Annotated in this window: 16 protein-coding genes and 1 riboswitch; all 16 genes read right to left on the reverse strand. The window is 43.5% G+C overall.

Annotated elements, in window-relative coordinates:
* Positions 1 to 5 precede the first annotated feature (5 nt).
* The 16 genes from Sdiek1_RS15340 to kdpA all read right to left on the reverse strand — a co-directional run bounded on the left by Sdiek1_RS15340 (position 6) and on the right by kdpA (position 18,842).
* On the reverse strand, positions 6 to 1,907 hold the full coding sequence (locus tag Sdiek1_RS15340) for a carboxyltransferase domain-containing protein (protein ID WP_238099025.1): 1,902 nt from the start codon (positions 1,905 to 1,907) through the stop codon (positions 6 to 8).
* On the reverse strand, positions 1,892 to 3,616 hold the full coding sequence (locus Sdiek1_RS15345) for an ATP-binding protein (protein ID WP_238099027.1): 1,725 nt from the start codon (positions 3,614 to 3,616) through the stop codon (positions 1,892 to 1,894). Before Sdiek1_RS15345 ends, Sdiek1_RS15340 begins: the two co-directional genes overlap by 16 nt.
* Before the next feature lie 99 nt (positions 3,617 to 3,715).
* Complete coding sequence (locus Sdiek1_RS13410) at positions 3,716 to 4,339, reverse strand: urea amidolyase associated protein UAAP2 (protein ID WP_087439562.1); 624 nt, start codon at positions 4,337 to 4,339, stop codon at positions 3,716 to 3,718.
* A 9-nt stretch (positions 4,340 to 4,348) separates the two neighbouring features.
* On the reverse strand, positions 4,349 to 5,086 hold the full coding sequence (locus Sdiek1_RS13415; RefSeq protein WP_087439563.1) for an urea amidolyase associated protein UAAP1: 738 nt from the start codon (positions 5,084 to 5,086) through the stop codon (positions 4,349 to 4,351).
* A 24-nt stretch (positions 5,087 to 5,110) separates the two neighbouring features.
* On the reverse strand, positions 5,111 to 5,863 hold the full coding sequence (locus Sdiek1_RS13420; RefSeq protein WP_087439564.1) for an ABC transporter ATP-binding protein: 753 nt from the start codon (positions 5,861 to 5,863) through the stop codon (positions 5,111 to 5,113).
* A complete protein-coding gene (locus tag Sdiek1_RS13425) occupies positions 5,860 to 6,678 on the reverse strand; it encodes an ABC transporter permease (RefSeq protein ID WP_087439565.1) in 819 nt (272 codons plus the stop codon). The genes Sdiek1_RS13420 and Sdiek1_RS13425 overlap by 4 nt, the downstream gene beginning before the upstream one ends.
* Positions 6,679 to 6,715: 37 nt before the next feature.
* Positions 6,716 to 7,783, reverse strand: coding sequence for a putative urea ABC transporter substrate-binding protein (locus Sdiek1_RS13430; protein WP_087439566.1), 1,068 nt, complete (start codon positions 7,781 to 7,783; stop codon positions 6,716 to 6,718).
* A 46-nt stretch (positions 7,784 to 7,829) separates the two neighbouring features.
* Positions 7,830 to 7,929, reverse strand: a riboswitch (guanidine-I (ykkC/yxkD leader).
* A gap of 107 nt (positions 7,930 to 8,036) precedes the next feature.
* Positions 8,037 to 9,326 (reverse strand): ArsS family sensor histidine kinase, encoded by a 1,290-nt coding sequence (locus Sdiek1_RS13435; protein WP_087439567.1) that lies wholly within the window; start codon positions 9,324 to 9,326, stop codon positions 8,037 to 8,039.
* Positions 9,319 to 9,990 carry a response regulator transcription factor gene (locus Sdiek1_RS13440; protein WP_087439568.1) on the reverse strand — a complete coding sequence of 224 codons (672 nt, stop codon included), beginning with the start codon at positions 9,988 to 9,990 and terminating at the stop codon, positions 9,319 to 9,321. Before Sdiek1_RS13440 ends, Sdiek1_RS13435 begins: the two co-directional genes overlap by 8 nt.
* Positions 9,991 to 10,064: 74 nt before the next feature.
* On the reverse strand, positions 10,065 to 11,009 hold the full coding sequence (locus tag Sdiek1_RS13445; RefSeq protein ID WP_087439569.1) for an EF-hand domain-containing protein: 945 nt from the start codon (positions 11,007 to 11,009) through the stop codon (positions 10,065 to 10,067).
* Between the two features lie 118 nt (positions 11,010 to 11,127).
* Positions 11,128 to 11,223 (reverse strand): winged helix-turn-helix domain-containing protein, encoded by a 96-nt coding sequence (locus Sdiek1_RS15625; protein WP_369688470.1) that lies wholly within the window; start codon positions 11,221 to 11,223, stop codon positions 11,128 to 11,130.
* Positions 11,224 to 11,233: 10 nt separating this feature from the next.
* Complete coding sequence (locus tag Sdiek1_RS13450) at positions 11,234 to 11,812, reverse strand: response regulator transcription factor (RefSeq protein WP_238099028.1); 579 nt, start codon at positions 11,810 to 11,812, stop codon at positions 11,234 to 11,236.
* A complete protein-coding gene (locus tag Sdiek1_RS13455) occupies positions 11,812 to 14,508 on the reverse strand; it encodes a DUF4118 domain-containing protein (RefSeq protein ID WP_087439570.1) in 2,697 nt (898 codons plus the stop codon). The genes Sdiek1_RS13450 and Sdiek1_RS13455 overlap by 1 nt, the downstream gene beginning before the upstream one ends.
* A gap of 1 nt (position 14,509) precedes the next feature.
* On the reverse strand, positions 14,510 to 15,088 hold the full coding sequence (gene kdpC, locus Sdiek1_RS13460; protein WP_087439571.1) for a potassium-transporting ATPase subunit KdpC: 579 nt from the start codon (positions 15,086 to 15,088) through the stop codon (positions 14,510 to 14,512).
* A 10-nt stretch (positions 15,089 to 15,098) separates the two neighbouring features.
* Positions 15,099 to 17,135 carry a potassium-transporting ATPase subunit KdpB gene (gene kdpB / locus Sdiek1_RS13465; protein WP_087439572.1) on the reverse strand — a complete coding sequence of 679 codons (2,037 nt, stop codon included), beginning with the start codon at positions 17,133 to 17,135 and terminating at the stop codon, positions 15,099 to 15,101.
* A gap of 9 nt (positions 17,136 to 17,144) precedes the next feature.
* Positions 17,145 to 18,842, reverse strand: coding sequence for a potassium-transporting ATPase subunit KdpA (gene kdpA / locus Sdiek1_RS13470; protein ID WP_087439573.1), 1,698 nt, complete (start codon positions 18,840 to 18,842; stop codon positions 17,145 to 17,147).
* Between the last annotated feature and the right edge of the window lie 37 nt (positions 18,843 to 18,879).

The raw sequence follows: 18,879 nt of genomic DNA on the forward strand, positions 1-18,879 counted from the left end.
AATGGCTACGCTTTCAAAGGCTCTAAGATGAAAAGTTGTTTGCCCGCATAAATACTCTCACCCTCTTCACACAAAATATCCACAATCACACCATCTTCAGGCGATTCAATTTCTACTTCCATCTTCATCGACTCGACAATCGCTAAGGGTTCACCCTCTTTCACGGTGTGACCTACTTTGGCTAAAATCTTCCATAAATTGCCTTGTATAGGAGCTTCAACCGCTTCTTTATCGTCATCAATCACCACTGAAGCACTCTCATCATGATGCTCTTCGTGTGCACTTTGTGAGGTAAAATTAGCAAGTCCCGTGCGTTCCCACATGTTGCGCTCTTCTTCAAATGCGTGTTGCTGAGTGGCTTTAAAGGCTTTGATAGTGGTCTCATTCTCATCTAAAAACGTTTGGTACTTTTTGAGGCTAAAGGTTGTCTCTTCAATACGCAATTTAGCTCGCCCTCTGGGGAAATCTTCACGCAAACGCAGTAACTCTTCCGCACTCACTTCGTAAAAACGAATTTGGTCAAAAAAGCGCAATAACCACGGTTTCCCCTCTTTAAAATCTTCGGTTTGACGGTGGCGATTCCACATTTGAACGGTTCGTCCTACAAACTGATAGCCTCCTGGTCCTTCCATACCGTACACACACATATATGCCCCGCCAATTCCTACAGCGTTTTCAGGTGTCCATGTACGAGCAGGATTGTATTTGGTCGTCACCAGTCGATGCCTTGGATCAAGCGGCGTTGCCACAGGAGCACCCAGATACACATCGCCCAAGCCCATGACCAAATAGCTCGCTTCAAACAGAATACGTTTGACCTCATCAATGCTCTCTAATCCGTTAATGCGACGAATAAATTCAATATTGCTTGGACACCATGGTGCATCAGGACGGACAATTTTCATATACTTATCAATCGCAATGCGCGTTTGTTCATCATCCCATGAAAGCGGCAAATGCACGATGCGCGCAGGCACTTCAATATCTTCTATGGAAGGTAAAGAGAGCTCTAAACTCTGCACCGTTTGCATCAGTGCTTCACGCTCACACAAACGTGGATTAAAATGAATCTGTAACGAACGGATTCCCGGTGTCAATTCAATCACACCGTGGATGTTGGCATCAACCACCGCTTGCATCAGCACATGAATGCGAAAACGTAAGCTAATATCGAGCTGCATTTCTCCGTATTCAATCAGTAAATTGCTATCGCCTGATTGACGAAAGGTCACACTTGGCAAAAGCGCACTGCTTTCATCATAGTATAAAACGGGTGAGCCTATCTCTTTTTCACACAACATCGCTCGTTCGTCATACGTCTTCAGTGAACAAAGCGCTTCATCTTGCAAGCGAAGCATCTGCATCGCTTCATCATGGCAGATAGGTACAAAGGTGACGGTGTCGCCTGCACGTAGTTGTCCTATCTTCCAAAGCTCCGCACTGACAATCGTCACAGGACAGACAAAACCGCCCAAACTTGGACCATCAGGACCTAAGATAACGGGCATATCGCCCGTAAAATCCACCGCACCAATAGCATAGGCGGTATCGTGAATATTGGAAGGATGCAAACCTGCTTCTCCACCATCACTACGCGCCCATGTAGGTTTAGGACCGATGAGTCTTACCCCCGTGCGATTAGAGTTGTAATGCACTTCCCAACGGGCTTCAAAAAAGGCTTTGATATCTTCATTGGTAAAAAAATCGGGTGCGCCATGTGGTCCATACAACACTCCAATGCGCCACTCATTTGTAAATGAACGATAAGGGGTAATGGTCTCAAAACACGCTTCTTTGGCAACCATGGCATCCACATGCAGCACATCTCCTGCAAGCAATGCTCTTCCCGCATGTCCGCCAAAAAGTCCTAAAGAGAACGTCGAACGGCTTCCTAAATACAAAGGCACATCAATGCCCCCTCGCACGGCAAGGTAGCTTCTAAAGCCTTTCGTGTGTACTTTTTTTGAGTTTTTAAAACACTGCCAGCTTTTACATGTAACGCTTGATTCATGCCCACTTTAACACCATCAATAAAAGCATCAATCACAGCGCCACACAGCGCAATAACTCCATCATAGTTAAAGCGAAGCGTAGGACCAGCAATGGCTATCTCAAGACCTGCGGCATCATCACTATTACCGACTAAAGCATTAGCATAACGAAAACTAAGGTTATCATACGGACCGCTCGGAGGTACGCCAATGTCCCAATACCCGATTCTCCCCGGATAATCTTGCACGGTTGTATGCGTTCCGGGACGCAAAATATCAATACTTTGAGGAGCAAAGCGAAATGTATTGAGAAACTTGGTCGTTTGTTTGCCTGCTTGAAAAACATCTCCCGCTACAATCGCGCCAAGGTAGTCTAAATTGGTTTCAATCCCATCAATGCGCGTCTCTTTAATCGCCTGCGCCATTTTGGCTAAGGCGTTTTCTCGTGTATTTTCTTTGACAATCAGCTTTGCAATCATCGGATCGTAAAATGACGAAACATTCAAACCCGTTTCGATAAAGCTATCCACTCGAATAGAGGGAGCAAAATGCACGTGGGTGAGCACACCAGAGCTGGGTTGAAAATTTTTCATCGGATCTTCGGCATACACACGCACTTGGATAGAATGCCCATGAGGCATGTGCTTATATTCGTACAATTCGGGATTATGCCCATACGCTTGTGTGATCATCCATCGCACTAAGTCGATGCCGCTGACTTCTTCGGTCACACCGTGTTCGACTTGCAAACGGGTATTGACCTCTAAAAAATAAAACTGCTCACTTTGCGTATCGTACACAAATTCAACTGTCCCAGCGGAGAGATACTTAACTGACTCACACAAAGTACGCGCCGCACTGAAAAGCGCTTCACGTGTCTTTACATGTAAAAAAGGAGCGGGAGTTTCTTCAATGACTTTTTGGTTACGGCGTTGCACCGAGCAGTCTCGCTCCCCAAGCGTTGCGACATAGCCTTTGCCATCGCCAAAGACTTGCACCTCGATATGACGCGCATGTTCAACGTATTTTTCTAAAAACATTCCGCCATTGGAGAAGTTGTTTTCACTGAGGCGTTTGACCGAAGCATACGCATCGCAAAGGGCTTGTTCGTCATAACACAACTGCATCCCGATGCCACCACCCCCAGCGGTACTTTTGAGCATTACAGGGTAACCGATACGTTTGGCTTCCACTATTGCTTCGTCTAAATCCAAGAGCAATGAAGAGCCGGGAAGGAGAGGAACATTGTTAGATTCGGCAAGGGAGCGTGCGGTATGCTTAAGACCAAAAGCTTCCATATGTTCAGCCCGCGGGCCAATAAACACGATGCCCTTTTCTTCACATGCTTTGGCAAACGTGGCATTTTCACTTAAAAATCCATACCCCGGATGAATCGCCTCCGCGCCACTTTTATAGACCACATCAAAGATTTTTTGGGTATCAAGGTAACTCTCGCTGGCTAAGCCTTCACCAATACAATACGCCTCATCGGCCAAGCTTACATGTAAAGAATCTTCATCCGCTTTGGTGTACAGGGCAACAGAAGCAATGCCCATCTTTTTGAGCGTGCGTATGATGCGACACGCGATTTCGCCTCGGTTGGCGATCAATATTTTTGAAAACATTTCTCATCCTGTATGATGGTTTTGGGTCGTCCCAAGTTCATCTCTTTTCTAGGCCGTCCTAGCAAAGAAGAAGATGCGCTCTTCTAGGCGGTTATGCGATCACTCTTTATCCCAGACGATCATCTGTATGGGTGTCGGATTAAATCCATTGCACGGATTGTTGAGCTGTGGGCAGTTGGAAACTAAGACTAAGGTATCCATCACCGCTGTCATTTCGACATAATCACCCGGTTTGGAGATACCATCCACAATCGCTAAATGACCATTTTCTTCCACAGGGACGTTCATAAAAAAGTTAATGTTATTGGTAAGATCACGAGGGTTCATCTCCAATTCACCGACTTCAAATAAAAAGTTATCGCGACAGCTGTGCATGTACTTTTTATCATGCCCGAAACGTACGGTATTGCTCTCGGCACTGCAATGTCCACCAAGGGTATCATGGTTTCCACACGTATCTGCCACCACTTCCATCAACACATTGTCATCGCTGGAGATCAGTTTCGTTCCTGTCGTAATAAAGATACTGCCTTGTTCTCGTATCGTATCGGACGCACTGTAACGCTCTTCGTGATCATGTGCATTATAAAACAGTGTATCGACCGCTTGACATCCCTCTAAATCCACAATGCGCAGTGTTTGTCCTTTATAAATGATTTTTGACCATGGAATGCCAGAAGGCACATGTTCATTGTAAATGGCGGTTTGAATTTCTCGTTTCATCACATCTCCTTACGCAAAATAGCGGGCATTGTTCTCAAAACCACGTTTGGCTTCGGGACTAAAATTCATACAAAAATCATCTTCACTCAAAGGAGCACCTTGATAAATGGTGATTTGCACATCACTAGGGTTATACACCCCTTTTTCCATCACATGCGGTGTGTTAGAGAGCACTAAAAGCACATTCATCTCTGCTCTTAACTCAATATAACCACACGTCTCTGGGCGCAACGGTGAAAGAGAAAGTTTGCTTCCCTCTTTAACATCTACTTTACGAAACAGATTAAGACACGCAACAATGTCTCGTTTTCCCATACCGTATTTTCCAAGCTCTACCAAGAAATTTTCACGATCACTCTTGTAGTAGCGGTTACGAATATCGTTAAATGACCCTTCACCAAAATTTTCTTTGACAAGGCGTGGATTGCTCATGCCTGCTACTGTATCCATGAGTCCGTTGGTCGTATCTTCGGTAATAGAAAAGAGAATATGTCCGAGTTCTGAAAACAGAACTTTGCCTTTTCCTAAAAATGCGTTCCATTGAATTTTAACCGTATCGGCGAAGTTATAGCGCTCAGCGGTATTATCAGCATTGTAAAAAAGAGCACTCACAGCTCCTTTGCCATCTTCCGTGCTGATGCGCACCTTTTGACCACGTTTAATGATTTTAGACCATTTACCACCGCCGGGCAATACTTCATCCAGCACAATGCTCTCTTGCTTAAGATTGAGATGTTTGCTTATCATAATGCTTCCCTCGTTATCGTTTGATTAATTTTTTTTAAACACACTCTCCTTCTCTTTTTTATCGTGAAGGGGAATATCATAGGTTATTTTGGCTCCAAAGGCATTCGGTGCTTGTGGGTCAAGACGTACTTTATCGAACACCAGAAGCCTTGTTCCTAGGTAAAATCCTTCGTGAAGATCATGCGTGACCATCACAACCGTTAAATTATTTTTTTTCCATAAATCCAAAATGAGTGCGTGCATGTCAGCCCTGATACCCGGATCCAGTGCACCAAAAGGCTCATCGAGCAGTAACAGTTTTGGCTTTTTCACCAACGATTGCGCGATGGAGAGACGTTGCTGCATACCACCGGAGAGTTGACTTGGATAGTGATGCAACACATCCCCTAGCCCTACTGCTTCAAGCATCGCTATCGCCTCTTCACGTGCTCTTTTCTTCGCTTTACCAAAGAGTTTACCCAAAAGAGGCGATGCCCCTAGTTCAATGCCAAGCATTACATTTTCCAATACACTCAGATGCGAAAAGAGTGAATAGCGCTGAAACACAATACCTCGCTCAGCGCTTGGCTCGGCAGGGAACGGTTTGCCTTCAAATAAAAACAGACCTTTTGTCGGGCTCTCTTCCCCTAAAAGCATTTTTAAAAACGTACTCTTGCCACACCCTGAAGGGCCAACCAGCGTACAAAATTCTCCTGCTTCAATACTAAAGGAGAGGTTTTCCAACACAACCGTTTCACCATAGCGTTTCCACAAGTTCTTAATGGTGATTAAACTCATGCTTTATCCTTATTTTCGTACCATGGGAAAAGTTTACATGTAAACTTTTTCAGTAGAAAATCTGCTAAAAAAGCCAACAAAGTGATCCAAATAACATAGGGTAAAATCATATCCATCGCCAAATAACGACGCACCAAAAAGATGCGATACCCAAGCCCCTCTGTAGCAGCAATAGCTTCTGAGGAGATCAAAAATATCCACGCGGTTCCCAAGGTCAAACGTACCGAATCTAAAAGGCGCGGTAACATTTGCGGAAGAATGATACGGATCACAAGCGTCCATGTCGAAGCACCCAATGTTTGCGCTTTAATGAGCTGCTCTTTGGAAAACTCCTCAACGCGGTGTTGTAAATCACGCACGATAAGTGGTGTGACACCGATAACAATGAGTGCCACTTTTGCCACTTCCCCCATCCCAAATATAATAAAGAGAATAGGTAAAATGGCAATCGGTGGTACCATTGAAAAAGCTGCGATAAAGGGTGAAAGACCCGCTCTGACTAACGGAATAAGCCCTAGAGGAATACTAATGATAAGCCCCATAAGAGCACTGATAACCACACCAATGCCTAAACGTTTGAGCGAAGAGAGCGTATCATTGATAAAAATAACCTCTCCTGAACGCTTGCTAGGACTTAAGGCAGATTTTTCCATTGTGTCAACCATATGCGAAAAAGAGGGTAAGAGTTTATCGTCCTCATTTTCGTGTAGTCTTGCATTCGATGCAAAAACATACATCAACACAATCAGTAAAAAAGGCATCAGCCCTAGCACAAGAGCTTTGGAATGAGAAGGCTTTTGGTTAATCAGTCGCATAGTTCATCCTCTTTGATCGAGAGTTTTAACAAAACCCTTAAAGTTTACCTTCACTCGCTAGTTTCATGTATTCGTCGCTAAAGCGAAGCTTGATATTGCTCGCACTGCCATACGCTTTTCCATTTGGAAAGGACATGCCAACAAACGTTGCATCTTTAGCGCCATCGCCTAAAATGCCATGTTCAAAGGAAAACTCACTCACTTTTTGCATCGTTGCAGGCAGTGCCGCACTGGTTGAAAAGGCTAAAGCATCTTTCGCATCGTAAAACATTTTGGTGGTTTTAAGTTGGCTGTTAAAACCCGCAACATCCGTTCCAGAAGCTTTTGCCATCATGCTAATCGCTTGAGCATCACCTTTTTTCATTTGTGCCATCACTTCATACCATGCGCCTGTAAGTGCTTTAGCAAGCTTTGGATTGTCTTGCATTGTTTTGGTGTTTAACACAAGCATATCAATAATTTCGCCAGGGATTTTACTGGAATCAAAAGCCAAAGTTGCACCTTTCATCGCCTTGATTTCACTGAGTTGTGGATTCCATGTGACTAAAGAGGTGACATCTTTCGAAGAAAAGGCAGCCACGATATCGGCATCAGAGGTGTTGACTACTTTTACATCTTTTTCGCTCATCCCAACTGATTCAAGTCCACGTGCTAAAAGATAGTGAGAAACAGAGAGTTCCACTAAATTGACATTTTGACCTTTAATATCGGAGAGTTTTTTCTTATCTTTGAGAATGATACCATCGTTTCCGTTGGAGAAATCGCCAATGATAACCGCTGTTGAATCCACACCACCCGCTGCTGGGATAGTCAATGCATCCATATTGGTCATCACACAGCCATCAAATTTGCCTGCAGTGTATTGATTGATGGATTCGACATAGTCATTGACTTGTACCATCTTTATCTCAATACCGTATTTTTTAGCCCATTTGTCAATAATACCAGATTGCTCAGCATAATCCCAAGGCATCCAGCCAACGTAAATGGTCCAAGCCACTTGAAATTTATCTTTAACTTCTGCTGCAAGAGTAGAAGCACCAATGGACATAGCCAGCGTTGCGGCAACTAATAACTTAAGGGTGGGTGAGAAGAAAGCGTTCATAAGAGGCTCCTGAGTAGATGAGATTAACACGCCAAGAGGTTGAGAAACCTCCCGGGCTTTTATCCCTCCGTGAACCTCTACTCAAGAGGTTGATAGCTCTCGGACCAGACACAAATTGCTTTGTCGGAACCCTAGCTACCTATTAGTGTGCGAGGCCTCACAGCCTCATGACATGTTTTCTGAAGTAAGTATAACGAAGACTCGTATAAAAAAGAAGAACCTAAATGATTAAAAAATAGGCAATTTGCTGAATTTATTTTACATGTAACGCATTGGGGTAGAAATGAATCGTAAAATAGTTTTGTCCCTCTACATGTAAATAGCTCAAGCGAAATCCATGCTTTTCAACAATAGCGTTAGCAATGTAAAGCCCTAGCCCTAACCCACTACTAGAGCCCTCAACCGTTCGATTAAACGCACGTGAAAAATCGAGTCGCTCGTTCGGTATTTTTGCACCAAAACTACAGATACTGATGCTTTCAAGATCAATATCAACGGCAACCTCTTCACTTGAGTGTTTAAGTGCATTGTCCAGTAGATTTTTAATGGCCGTGGCAAACAGTTCAAAATCGACATTAACCAAAGGCGCCATCTCTTGTGGCGAAAGATGAATCCGTTTGGTATCCCCTAAAAGGAGTAAATCCATAGCATGATCAAGAATATCAACCAAACGGTACTCTTGTGTCTGTAAAATCCACTCATCTGAGCTCAGTTTTTCGACTTTGACCATCTCCCCCAAAAGGGTTTCCAAACGTTCAAAAATACGCTCCATTTGAGATTGCTGTTTTGTATCGACTAGGGAATTTGAAAGAATCTTACCCTTCATAATAGGTGTTTTAAGCTCATGCAAGATATTGCGTAGAAAAAGGGTGCGTGCCTCTTTTAAGAGATGAATTTTTTCCATGGCTAGATTAAATTCTGACGCGATTTCACCTAGCTCATCTTGACTTTCCACGTCAATCGCTTGAAACTTTTTCGTATTGCCAAAGGTGCGAATGGCACTTTTCAGATGACTAAGACGCAATACTTTTCGAAGTACAATCCCGAAGAAGAGAAGCAAAAGAGTATTGGTAATGCTTCCTAAAATAATCAATCTGTAAAATGATGTCTCTTCTAAATTTTCCAAGACGGGAGGTTCTTCCCTTCTCATCTTCGGTGGTGGCGGCGGAAAAGGAAATGTCCCTTCTCTCATAAATGGTTCATTAGGAGGAGGCGGTGGATGAGGAAGCTTTCTTGGAACAAGATAGAGTTTTTTCTCGTATAAAATCATATCGGCAAAAGGGTCTTCCAATATCTTTTTACCCTCTTGAAGCAGGATGTTTTTATCGTGGTCACTCATGCGAATACCCAGTTTTGCAAGCGTTGCATTACGATCAGGGACATTGTCATGCATCATTTTCATCGCGACCAAGAAACGTCGAAAGGTGAAAAATTCTTGATCGCTTATCTGTCGTTTGTATTCAATAACAAAGGCAATGTTTATGACAACGAAGCTCAGCGCGAAAAAAACAGTGATAAGGGTGACGATTGATAGTTTACGCATTGACAAATTTATACCCAACCCCTCGCACAGAGAGGATAAAACGAGGTTTTCTGGGATCATCTCCAATTTTTTGACGAATTCTGCCCATAATGACATCGATGCTTTTTAAACTACTTTCGTATTTGATCGAACCAATATTGAGTAAAATTTCTTCCCTTGAAATCACAAAGCCCTCTTTTTTTAACATATACGCCACAATATCATACTCTGCCATAGTAAGTTTTAGCTCATTTTGACCCCGTTTGATGATGTGTCGTTCTTCATCAAGGCTAAAGGTATGATGCGTGGATTCATTGAGTGTTGAGCCTCTTCGTAAAATGGCACGAAGCCTGTAAGCAAGCTCTCGTGGATCATACGGCTTGGGTAAAAAGTCATCCGCTCCACGCTCAAAGCCCATCACTTTATCGCCCATATCAGATCTTGCTGAGGAGATAATAATGGGGAGTGTGGGAATGGCTTCATGGACAATGCGACAAATCTCTAATCCATCAATTTGAGGTAAAGAGAGATCAAGAACGAGTGCATCAAATGTATCGTGTTGAAGTGCTGTCAATCCATCTAAAGGGGTAAAGGCGAGGATAGTTTCAATCTCCTCTTTAAAAAGAGATTCTTGAAGCAGTTGTGCGAGTTCAACATCATCTTCGATCATTAAAATTTTAATCATACTTGATTATAACGAAGATAAAGTAAATGAAAAGTAACACAAAACCACGCCTTGCTTAGAGCGTGGTTTTCAGCTTAGGCACTAAAACTAACAGAACTACTTGAAAGAGTATTTTGGGTAGCGTAATTCGAGATGATTTGCGCTAAAAGCGCTTTCATCAAAGAATTTTCGTTACTACTCTCATCTGTTGCCGAAGCACTGGTTGTTGTACCAATACTTGCAGCTTTCGTGGAGTCTTGATATGCCTTCGCTTCAGCAGAAGTCACTTTGCCATCGCCATTGCTATCAGCCGCATCGAAATTCTGAGCCAATGTATCAAAAAGAGAAGCAAGGTTGCTATCGGTTGATGAAGTATCACTCGCCATAGCGGTAAGTTCATCTTTCGTATAGCCCGTATCTTCTTGTGTAGAAGAGGATGGTGGCGGAGGAGGTGGGGGCATACTTCCTGACGCTGCAACGTTACTTGCATCGGTTGTTCCACTGGTTGTCGTATCTTGTTGCGTTGATTGCTGATATGCCATAGCTTCAGCAGAGGTTACCTTACCATCACCATTCGTATCAGCTGCTGAGAAATTCGCAACCACTGAAGAAAGTAATGAGGCAAGATTGCTATCCGTAGAGGAAACTTCACTCGCCATAGCGGTAAGCTCATCTGCCGTATAACCTGTATCTGTTTGCGTAGAAGAGGACGATGACGGAGGAGGTGGGGGCATACTTCCTGCCGCTGCTGTAGACTGCTGCGCGGATAGCATAGACGTTAATTCATCTACACTGATCTTGCCGTCTCCATTACTATCAAGTGCTTTAAAAGCGTTATTGACCGTGCTTTCATCAGCGTTTGAAAGTTTTAGAGCAGCACTGCTAAACTCAGTACTGTCCACAGAACCACTCGAATCACTATCCAAAGAAGTAAGCAACTCTTCTGCGAATTTTGACATTAACGAGCTAGCACTGTTGGTACTGCTGCCATACGTCGCGTACGATGACGTTCCGTAAAGAGAATTTGAACTTATAGTCATCTTCTCCTCCTTTATTTGGCTTGGGGATATCCCAGTAGCAATGCTAACGCTAAAGCAGTAAACAGTGAGTAACATTAGAAAAATTTTTTACATGTAAATATGTGACCGAAACATAAATTTATCCAAATCGATATCCAACGCCAGAAATGGTGATGAGTAATTGAGGTCGATTGGGGTCGATTTCGATTTTTTTGCGAATCTGATTGACAAACACCCGCAGGATTTTAGTATCGCTTTGATAGCCAACACCCCAGACATTTTTTTAAGATTTGCGCATGGGTTAGAGCCTTACCACTGTTTTGCATAAAAAATTTTAAAAGGCTAAATTCGAGTGGGGTGAGATGCAAAGGCACGTCCTCTAACCTAAATTCACGTTTTTCAAGATCAAGCTCAAGTGTGCCAACTTTGAGCAGTGGTGTGCTTTCTTTTTTTTGAGCATGCCTAAGTGCAGAGTTAATGCGAGCAACGAGTTCTCCTGTGAAAAATGGTTTTACCACATAATCATCCGCTCCAAGATTGAGTGAATCTACGATCTCTTGTTCGCCATTTCGTGCCGAGACAATAATAATGGGGATATTGCTAAACTCGCGTATTTTTTGCACAAACAGCTTTCCATCACCATCGGGAAGCCCTAAATCTAACAAAATCAGATCAGGATTAAACTGAATCATATAAGACATGCCCTCTTTTTGCGTACCGCACAATTTTAAGAGAAAAGCATGCTCTTCAAGGCTCACTTCTAAAAGCTTTTGAATCTGTTTATCATCCTCGATGATCAAAATTTTATATTTAGGTTGAGACATTATTCCTCCTCTATGGGGATGTTAAACTCAAAAATGACACTGTTTTCCACATTTCTTGCCCAAATGGTTCCACCGTGCGCTTCTACAATTTTTTTGCAGATAAAAAGCCCTAAACCACTGCCATTAATATCATCGCTAATGCCTTTAATTCTGAAAAACTTCTCAAACACCATTTTAAGGTCTTCGTCACTAATGTGACTGTCTTCATTTAAAACAAAGATTTTACACCATGCCCCCTCTTTTTGAAACCCTAAGGTAATGGCACTTCCATGTTGCGAGTATTTAATCGCATTTTCCAAAAGATTGACAACCACACGTTCTATCAAAACGCAATCGGCTTTAAAAATGCCCGATTCTTCTTCAATCTTGATGCTAAAATTGCGCTCTTTTAAGATATCTTCAAACTCTTTCGCCGCTTGAGAGAAGATGTCTGCGACATCGCACCAATCTTTTTTAAGCACCACTTTATGGCTTTCAAACCGTGCCGAATCGAGCAAATTATTCATCAGGCGTTCCATCTTTTTTGCACTAAAAATGACTTGAGAGATAATAACGCGTTTTTTCTCATCCAACCATGTCTCATCTGTTTTCAGCATCGAGACCATCCCCAAGATGGAAGCAAGCGGTGTTCGTAAATCATGCGAAATCGAACCATACAGCGCATTTTTAAGCTCTTCACGTGCGAGTGTAATCGCATTTTTACTGTTTTTTTCAGAGAGTGAAATACGCTCAAAAGAGACTGCCATGACACTGGTGACCGAGTCTAAAAACATCTTAAACTCCGTATTCATCTCATCTTGTTTGATTTTAATCCCAAGAGCCCCATACACAATATCGCGGCTTTGAATGGGAATATAGAGCATGTCCGAGGCCAAAAAGGTATCCGTACCTGCTCCAGCTATTTTGCCATTGTCTAAACACCAATCAAGGACGGCTTTCTCGCTCGAAGAGATAAAAATAGCCTCTAATTTTTCAAACATGGCATCGTGTTTTTTACTGGAAAGTGGACTTTGAGGATCATAATGCGCATAGAGTTTTGGCATCTCATCCACATGGCGACGCAAGAAAAAGAAGGTCTCTTTGCCGAGCGATTCGGCAATTAAAGGCATCGCTATTTTAATCACCTGCTTTATCTCAGACACTGCTGTTACCCTGCGACTGAGTTTATACAGTCGTCTTACCCTTTTTTCTCGCTCGCGTATCACCTCGCCAATGAGTTTTAACTTTTTGGCTTGCGATGAGATCAGATACGCAACGATGAAAAAGATGAAAAAACTCCACAAATGTGAGATATCCGTTACGACAAAGGTATAAATAGGAGGAACAAAAAAGTAATTAAAAAGCCCCACACCCACAAACGTAATGAGCATAGATGTTTTCATATCACCCCTTGAGGCGACAATCAGCACAGGAATCAAAATGAGCAGTGCAACATTGAGGAGCTCTAAATAATTTCTAAAAACAATACACCCAAACGTGATGATACCCAGCAGTCCTAAACCAAAAAGAGAGTGCCACAAAGGCATCTCCTCTTTTTTCTCTTCTTCTTCAATCACATAAGATTCTAAGGTCTGCTCTTTGGTTTTGTTAATGTACGAAATAATGCAAAACTCATCGCCTGCATTGAGCAGTTCATCGGCAATATCCATTCGCCAAAACTTGCCTATAAAATTCTTTTTGCGTTTCGCCACAACGATGTGCGTTACAAACCGCGCTCTGGCATGTTTTAAAATCTCTTCGCCGACATCTTGCCCCGAAACCGTATTGACCTCAGCGCCTAACTCTTCGGCTAAACGGATATTTTTAGCCAGTTTTTCACGGTTATTAGTTGAGAAGTCATCGACATACAGCGCGATCCACTCCGCATTCATCTGCGAAGAGAGCCGCTTGGCATAGCGAATCAAATTGGCGGAAAATTCACTGCCATCGATGCACACCATCACCTTTTCAACCGCTTCCCAACGCTCCAGCTTATTCTCTTTGTACAGCTCGTAAACGTCTTTGCTCACGCGTCCTGCGGCTTGTTTGAGGGCAATTTCTCGAAGCGCATTGATGTTGCCAAGCTTGAAAAAGTTCATCAGTGCTTTTTCAACGCTTTGCAGTTTGTAGATTTTCCCCTCTTTAAGCCGCTCAACCAATTTTTCAGGAGGGATGTCGATGATTTGGATTTTATCGACGCGTTCCAAAATACTATCGGGAACGGTTTCAGTGACCTTCACACCCGTAATTTGCAATACCAAATCGTTAAGGCTTTCAAGGTGTTGGACATTCATCGTGCTGTAAACATCAATGCCATTGTCTAATATCTCTAAAACATCTTGATAACGCTTTTGATGCCTTGAGGTGGGCGCATTACTGTGAGCCAACTCATCAATGAGCACCACATCGGGCTTGGCTTCCAAAATGGCATCAATATCAAGTTCATACAGTGTACTTCCACGGTACACGATCTTTTTAGGTGCAATGGAAGGGATGCCTTGGGTTAAACGCTCTGTTTCAGCACGACCGTGCATCTCCACATAACCGATGCAAACGCGTGTACCGCTTTTGAGTAGCTCTTTGGCATTACGAAGCATGGTGTAGGTTTTGCCCACACCTGCTAAAGCTCCAAAGAAGAGCGTTAGCTCACCCGTTTCGCGTCTGTTTTTGATCTCTTGAAGAACGGGATCACTCGTTTCTAAGACATCTTCATTCATCTTAAGGATTTAAAACTCCAAAGTTTTTATCTAACGCACGATTTAAAAGAAGGACATTGACCCTCTCCTCACCTATAAAACCCAAAAATTTTCGCTCAATATGTTGATTGACAAGCTCTAGCATCTGAACGTTATCGACATGGCGCACTTTTGCAAGGGTATTGACCTGATAAAGGGCTGCTAATTTCGAGATATGCGGGTCAAGCCCACTGCCTGAACTCATCACCAAATCACTGGGAATGTCACCCTCGCCAAATCTTACATGTAAAGCTTCTTTACTAGCATTTATTCTATCCAACAAAAGCTTGTTTGTTGGTGCTAAATTACTCCCACTGGATGAGAGTGCATCGTAGCCATCATCCCCCGCAGCAGAGGGTCTAGCGATAAAATAACCCTCTTTGGAAAAATTTTGCCCGATAAGCTCTGAGCCTATAACAGATCCATTATCTTCCAGTAATAGCCCAGAACTTTGGGTTGGGAAAACCCATGCACCTAAGTTTGTCACCACAAGAGGATAGACACCTCCGAGTAAAAATGTCATGACTAAAAGCAATTTAACGGATTGAAGTAGTGTTTTCATAGTCTTCCTTTTACAAAAGATGCAATGTTGCAAGCAACATATCAAGCAGTTTTATCCCCACAAATGGAGCGATAATACCGCCAAGTCCATAGATAACCAAGTTTTTTCCTAGCACCACATCTGCACCCAAGGCTTTATACCCAACCCCTGAAATCGCCAGAGGAATCAGTGCGATAATGATCAACGCGTTAAAAATAACCGCTGATAAAATAGCACTCTCGGGCGATGAAAGGTGCATGATGTTGAGCACTTCCATCTGAGGAAACGCCACTACAAAGAGGGCGGGAATGATCGCAAAATACTTCGCAATGTCATTGGCTAAACTAAAAGTCGTTAGCGCACCTCTGGTCATCAAAAGCTCTTTACCTGTCTCAACCACTTCGATGAGTTTGGTAGGCGAACTGTCCATATCCACCATATTGGCAGCCTCTTTAGCTGCTTGGGTTCCGCTGTTCATTGCCAGTCCCACATCGGCTTGGGCAAGGGCAGGCGCGTCGTTGGTACCATCCCCCGTCATCGCAACGGTGAAACCCTCTTTTTGGTAGTTACGAATGAGCGCTATTTTGGTATCGGGGGTTGCTTCGGCGACAAAATCATCCACACCTGCTTCGGCGGCAATCGCAGCAGCCGTGATAGGATTGTCTCCCGTAATCATCACCGTTTTAATGCCCATGCCTCTAAACTCGGCAAATTTCTCTTTGATGGAAGGTTTGATGATGTCTTTGAGATGAATCACCCCTAAGACTTTACTGCCCTCGCATACGACCAAAGGCGTGCCACCTTTTTTACCGATTTGCATACACATATCGTGTGCCTCTTTGGGGAACTTTCCTCCTTTTGCGGTGACAAATTTTTCAATGGCATCCACCGCCCCTTTGCGGTACTCCTTGCCATCAAGGTCAAGTCCGCTCATTCTCGTATAGGCGCTAAAGGGGATAAACTGGGCACTTTTAAGATTAGCCGGTTCCTTAGCGCCATAATGATTTTGCGCCAAAGTGACCGTACTTTTCCCCTCAGGTGTGTCATCGGAAAGTGATGTTAACAATGCGGCATACGCCAAAGTATCAATCTCCTTGATGTCAATAGGAAGAAAAACGCTTGCCATACGGTTACCAAAGGTGATCGTGCCTGTTTTATCGAGCAATAACACATTGACATCACCCGCAGCCTCTATCGCTTTACCGCTCATTGCCAGCACATTCTTTTTAAGCAACCTGTCCATTCCCGCAATGCCAATGGCACTTAAAAGCCCCCCGATTGTTGTAGGAATCAAACAGACCAAAAGTGCAATCAAGGAGACAACAGAAATATCTGCGTTTACATGTAACGCCATCGGTTTAAGGGTTAACGTCACCACAATAAAGATAGCGGTCAAGCCCATCAACAGAATCGAGAGCGCAATTTCATTCGGACTTTTTTGCCTTTTAGCCCCTTCAATGAGGCTAATCATGCGATCCAAAAACGTCTCACCCGGATTTTTCGTGATCTTGATCGTAATCTCATCACTTAAAACAAGCGTACCTCCCGTAACCGAGTTGCGATCCCCTCCTGATTCACGAATGACGGGAGCTGACTCGCCGGTGATGGCACTCTCATCAATGCTCGCAATGCCTTTGATGACCTCACCGTCGCTTGGAATCACTTCACCCGCACTGACAACGACGACATCACCCACCCTAAGGCTCTGCGAGCTCACTTTTGAAAGACTACCATCCTCATTTAACTTATTGGCACTGCTACTTTTTTTGCCTGAACGTAACGCACTCGCTTGTGCTTTGCCTCTGCCTTCGGCTAATGCTTCTGCAAAGTTGGCAAAAAGGACGGTAAAAAAGAGCCATGCAAAGACCCAAAATTCAAATCCAAAAAGAGAGATAACTCCTTGACTACTCTCATAAAGCCATATAAAGCCCGTAATGAATGTACCCAAATAGACCACAAAAATGATCGGATTTTTGAGCTGCTCTTTGGGAGTTAATTTTGCAATACTCCCTTTGAATGCGTCTTTAATAATCGCTTGGTTGTAGCTAGAATTATTTCGTTTTTTCATACTCATTCCTTAAAAAGAGATGTGTTCAAGCATCATCAAATGCTCAATCACAGGGCCAAGTGCCAGTGAAGGGAAAAACGTGAGCGCTCCCGTTAACACAATGGTTGCCACCAAAAGGGTGATGAAAAGCGCACTTTGGGTATTGAGTGTGCCTTTACCAAAGGGAACGACTTTCTTTCGTGCCAAGCTTCCCGCAATCGCTAACATGGGGATAATCACACCAAAACGTCCCACAAACATACACAAGGCAAGTGCGTAGTTATAGTAAAGTGTATTGCCACTGAGTCCTGCAAAAGCACTGCCATTGTTTGCACTCGCCGAACTAAAGGCATAAAGAACTTGAGAAAGCCCATGCGGTCCAGGGTTGGAGATGGAGCTGGTGGCATCGGGGATTAAAAGTGATAAGCCCGTAAAAAGAAGGATGCATAAGCCTGGAAGCAATACAGCTATGACGGTATAAGTCATCTCTTTGGCTTCAATCTTTTTGCCCATGTACTCAGGTGTACGGCCTATCATCAGTCCTGCGATAAACACACTTAAAATGACATACGCCATCATGCCGTAAAACCCTGCGCCCACACCGCCGATGACGATCTCACCGAGCATCATCTGCACCATAGTCACCATACCTGCAAGCGGAGTGAGACTATCGTGCATACCATTGACCGCACCGCACGATGCTGCCGTTGTAGCTACTGAAAAAAGTGAGGTTGAGGCAATGCCAAAACGCACCTCTTTGCCTTCCATCGCACTCTCCCCTACAATGCCTGAAATTTCAGGATTGCCAAATTTTTCAGACACATAATGAGAACCTAACATCAACACAAAAAGGACAACCATCGCGATCAGGATAGAACGTCCCTCACCGCTTTTTTGGCTCATTTTTCCATAGACAAAAAGCAATGAAATGGGCAAGAAGAGGATGGAAAAAACCTGCACAAAGTTAGAAAGTGGGGTCGGGTTTTCAAAAGGATGCGCGGAGTTTGCATTGAAGAAACCTCCACCATTCGTTCCTAACATCTTAATCGCCTCTTGTGAAGCCACAGGCCCCATCGGAATGCTCTGATGTGCCCCTTCTAATGTCACTGCGCTGACATAAGGAGCGAAGTTTTGAATGACACCTTGTGATATCAAAAAGAGCGCATACACCAAAGAGAGCGGGAGTAAAACATAGAGTGTTACGCGCACCATATCCGCCCAGAAATTGCCGATAGACTCGCTCTCTTTAGAGATAATACCTCGCATAAAAGCTACGGCTACCGCAATACCGGTTGAAGCGGAGAGAAAATTTTGCACGCTTAAGACAAACATTTGAGAGAAATAGCTCATCGTACTCTCACCACTGTAATTTTGCCAGTTGGTATTGGTCACAAAACTCACTGCCGTATTAAAGGCTAACTCGAAGGGCAAAGCGGGTAAGCCTTGTGGATTGAGTGGCAAAAGATGTTGTGACAAAAGCACCACCAACACAAGTACGATGCCCGCACCATTAAAGAGCATCAGTGCCAAAGCGTACTTTTTCCAGTTCATCTCAAGCTGAGGATTGATGCCACACAAGCGATAAAGACTATTTTCTACCGGTGCAAGAATAAGTGTTAAAACGTTTTTCTCACCCACCAACACTTTGGTAAAAAACCCACTGTATGCTTTCGCCGCTCCTATGAGCAAAATTAAAAAGCCTATAAAAAGGGTTATATCTGCAACCATTGTTTTCCTTTTTTGTCATTTAGGAAAGTATAGAGCA

The organism is Sulfurospirillum diekertiae (assembly GCF_002162315.1).
Lineage (GTDB): Bacteria > Campylobacterota > Campylobacteria > Campylobacterales > Sulfurospirillaceae > Sulfurospirillum.

Excerpts from the sequence above, each read along its gene's own strand:
- Sdiek1_RS15345 (WP_238099027.1), bottom strand. The coding sequence starts at position 3,616 with ATGTTTTCAAAAATATTGATCGCCAACCGAGGCGAAATCGCGTGTCGC.
- Sdiek1_RS13410 (WP_087439562.1), bottom strand. The coding sequence starts at position 4,339 with ATGAAACGAGAAATTCAAACCGCCATTTACAATGAACATGTGCCTTCT.
- Sdiek1_RS13415 (WP_087439563.1), bottom strand. The coding sequence starts at position 5,086 with ATGATAAGCAAACATCTCAATCTTAAGCAAGAGAGCATTGTGCTGGAT.
- Sdiek1_RS13420 (WP_087439564.1), bottom strand. The coding sequence starts at position 5,863 with ATGAGTTTAATCACCATTAAGAACTTGTGGAAACGCTATGGTGAAACG.
- Sdiek1_RS13425 (WP_087439565.1), bottom strand. The coding sequence starts at position 6,678 with ATGCGACTGATTAACCAAAAGCCTTCTCATTCCAAAGCTCTTGTGCTA.
- Sdiek1_RS13430 (WP_087439566.1), bottom strand. The coding sequence starts at position 7,783 with ATGAACGCTTTCTTCTCACCCACCCTTAAGTTATTAGTTGCCGCAACG.
- Sdiek1_RS13435 (WP_087439567.1), bottom strand. The coding sequence starts at position 9,326 with ATGCGTAAACTATCAATCGTCACCCTTATCACTGTTTTTTTCGCGCTG.
- Sdiek1_RS13440 (WP_087439568.1), bottom strand. The coding sequence starts at position 9,990 with ATGATTAAAATTTTAATGATCGAAGATGATGTTGAACTCGCACAACTG.
- Sdiek1_RS13445 (WP_087439569.1), bottom strand. The coding sequence starts at position 11,009 with ATGACTATAAGTTCAAATTCTCTTTACGGAACGTCATCGTACGCGACG.
- Sdiek1_RS13450 (WP_238099028.1), bottom strand. The coding sequence starts at position 11,812 with ATGTCTCAACCTAAATATAAAATTTTGATCATCGAGGATGATAAACAG.
- Sdiek1_RS13455 (WP_087439570.1), bottom strand. The coding sequence starts at position 14,508 with ATGAATGAAGATGTCTTAGAAACGAGTGATCCCGTTCTTCAAGAGATC.
- kdpC (WP_087439571.1), bottom strand. The coding sequence starts at position 15,088 with ATGAAAACACTACTTCAATCCGTTAAATTGCTTTTAGTCATGACATTT.
- kdpB (WP_087439572.1), bottom strand. The coding sequence starts at position 17,135 with ATGAAAAAACGAAATAATTCTAGCTACAACCAAGCGATTATTAAAGAC.
- kdpA (WP_087439573.1), bottom strand. The coding sequence starts at position 18,842 with ATGGTTGCAGATATAACCCTTTTTATAGGCTTTTTAATTTTGCTCATA.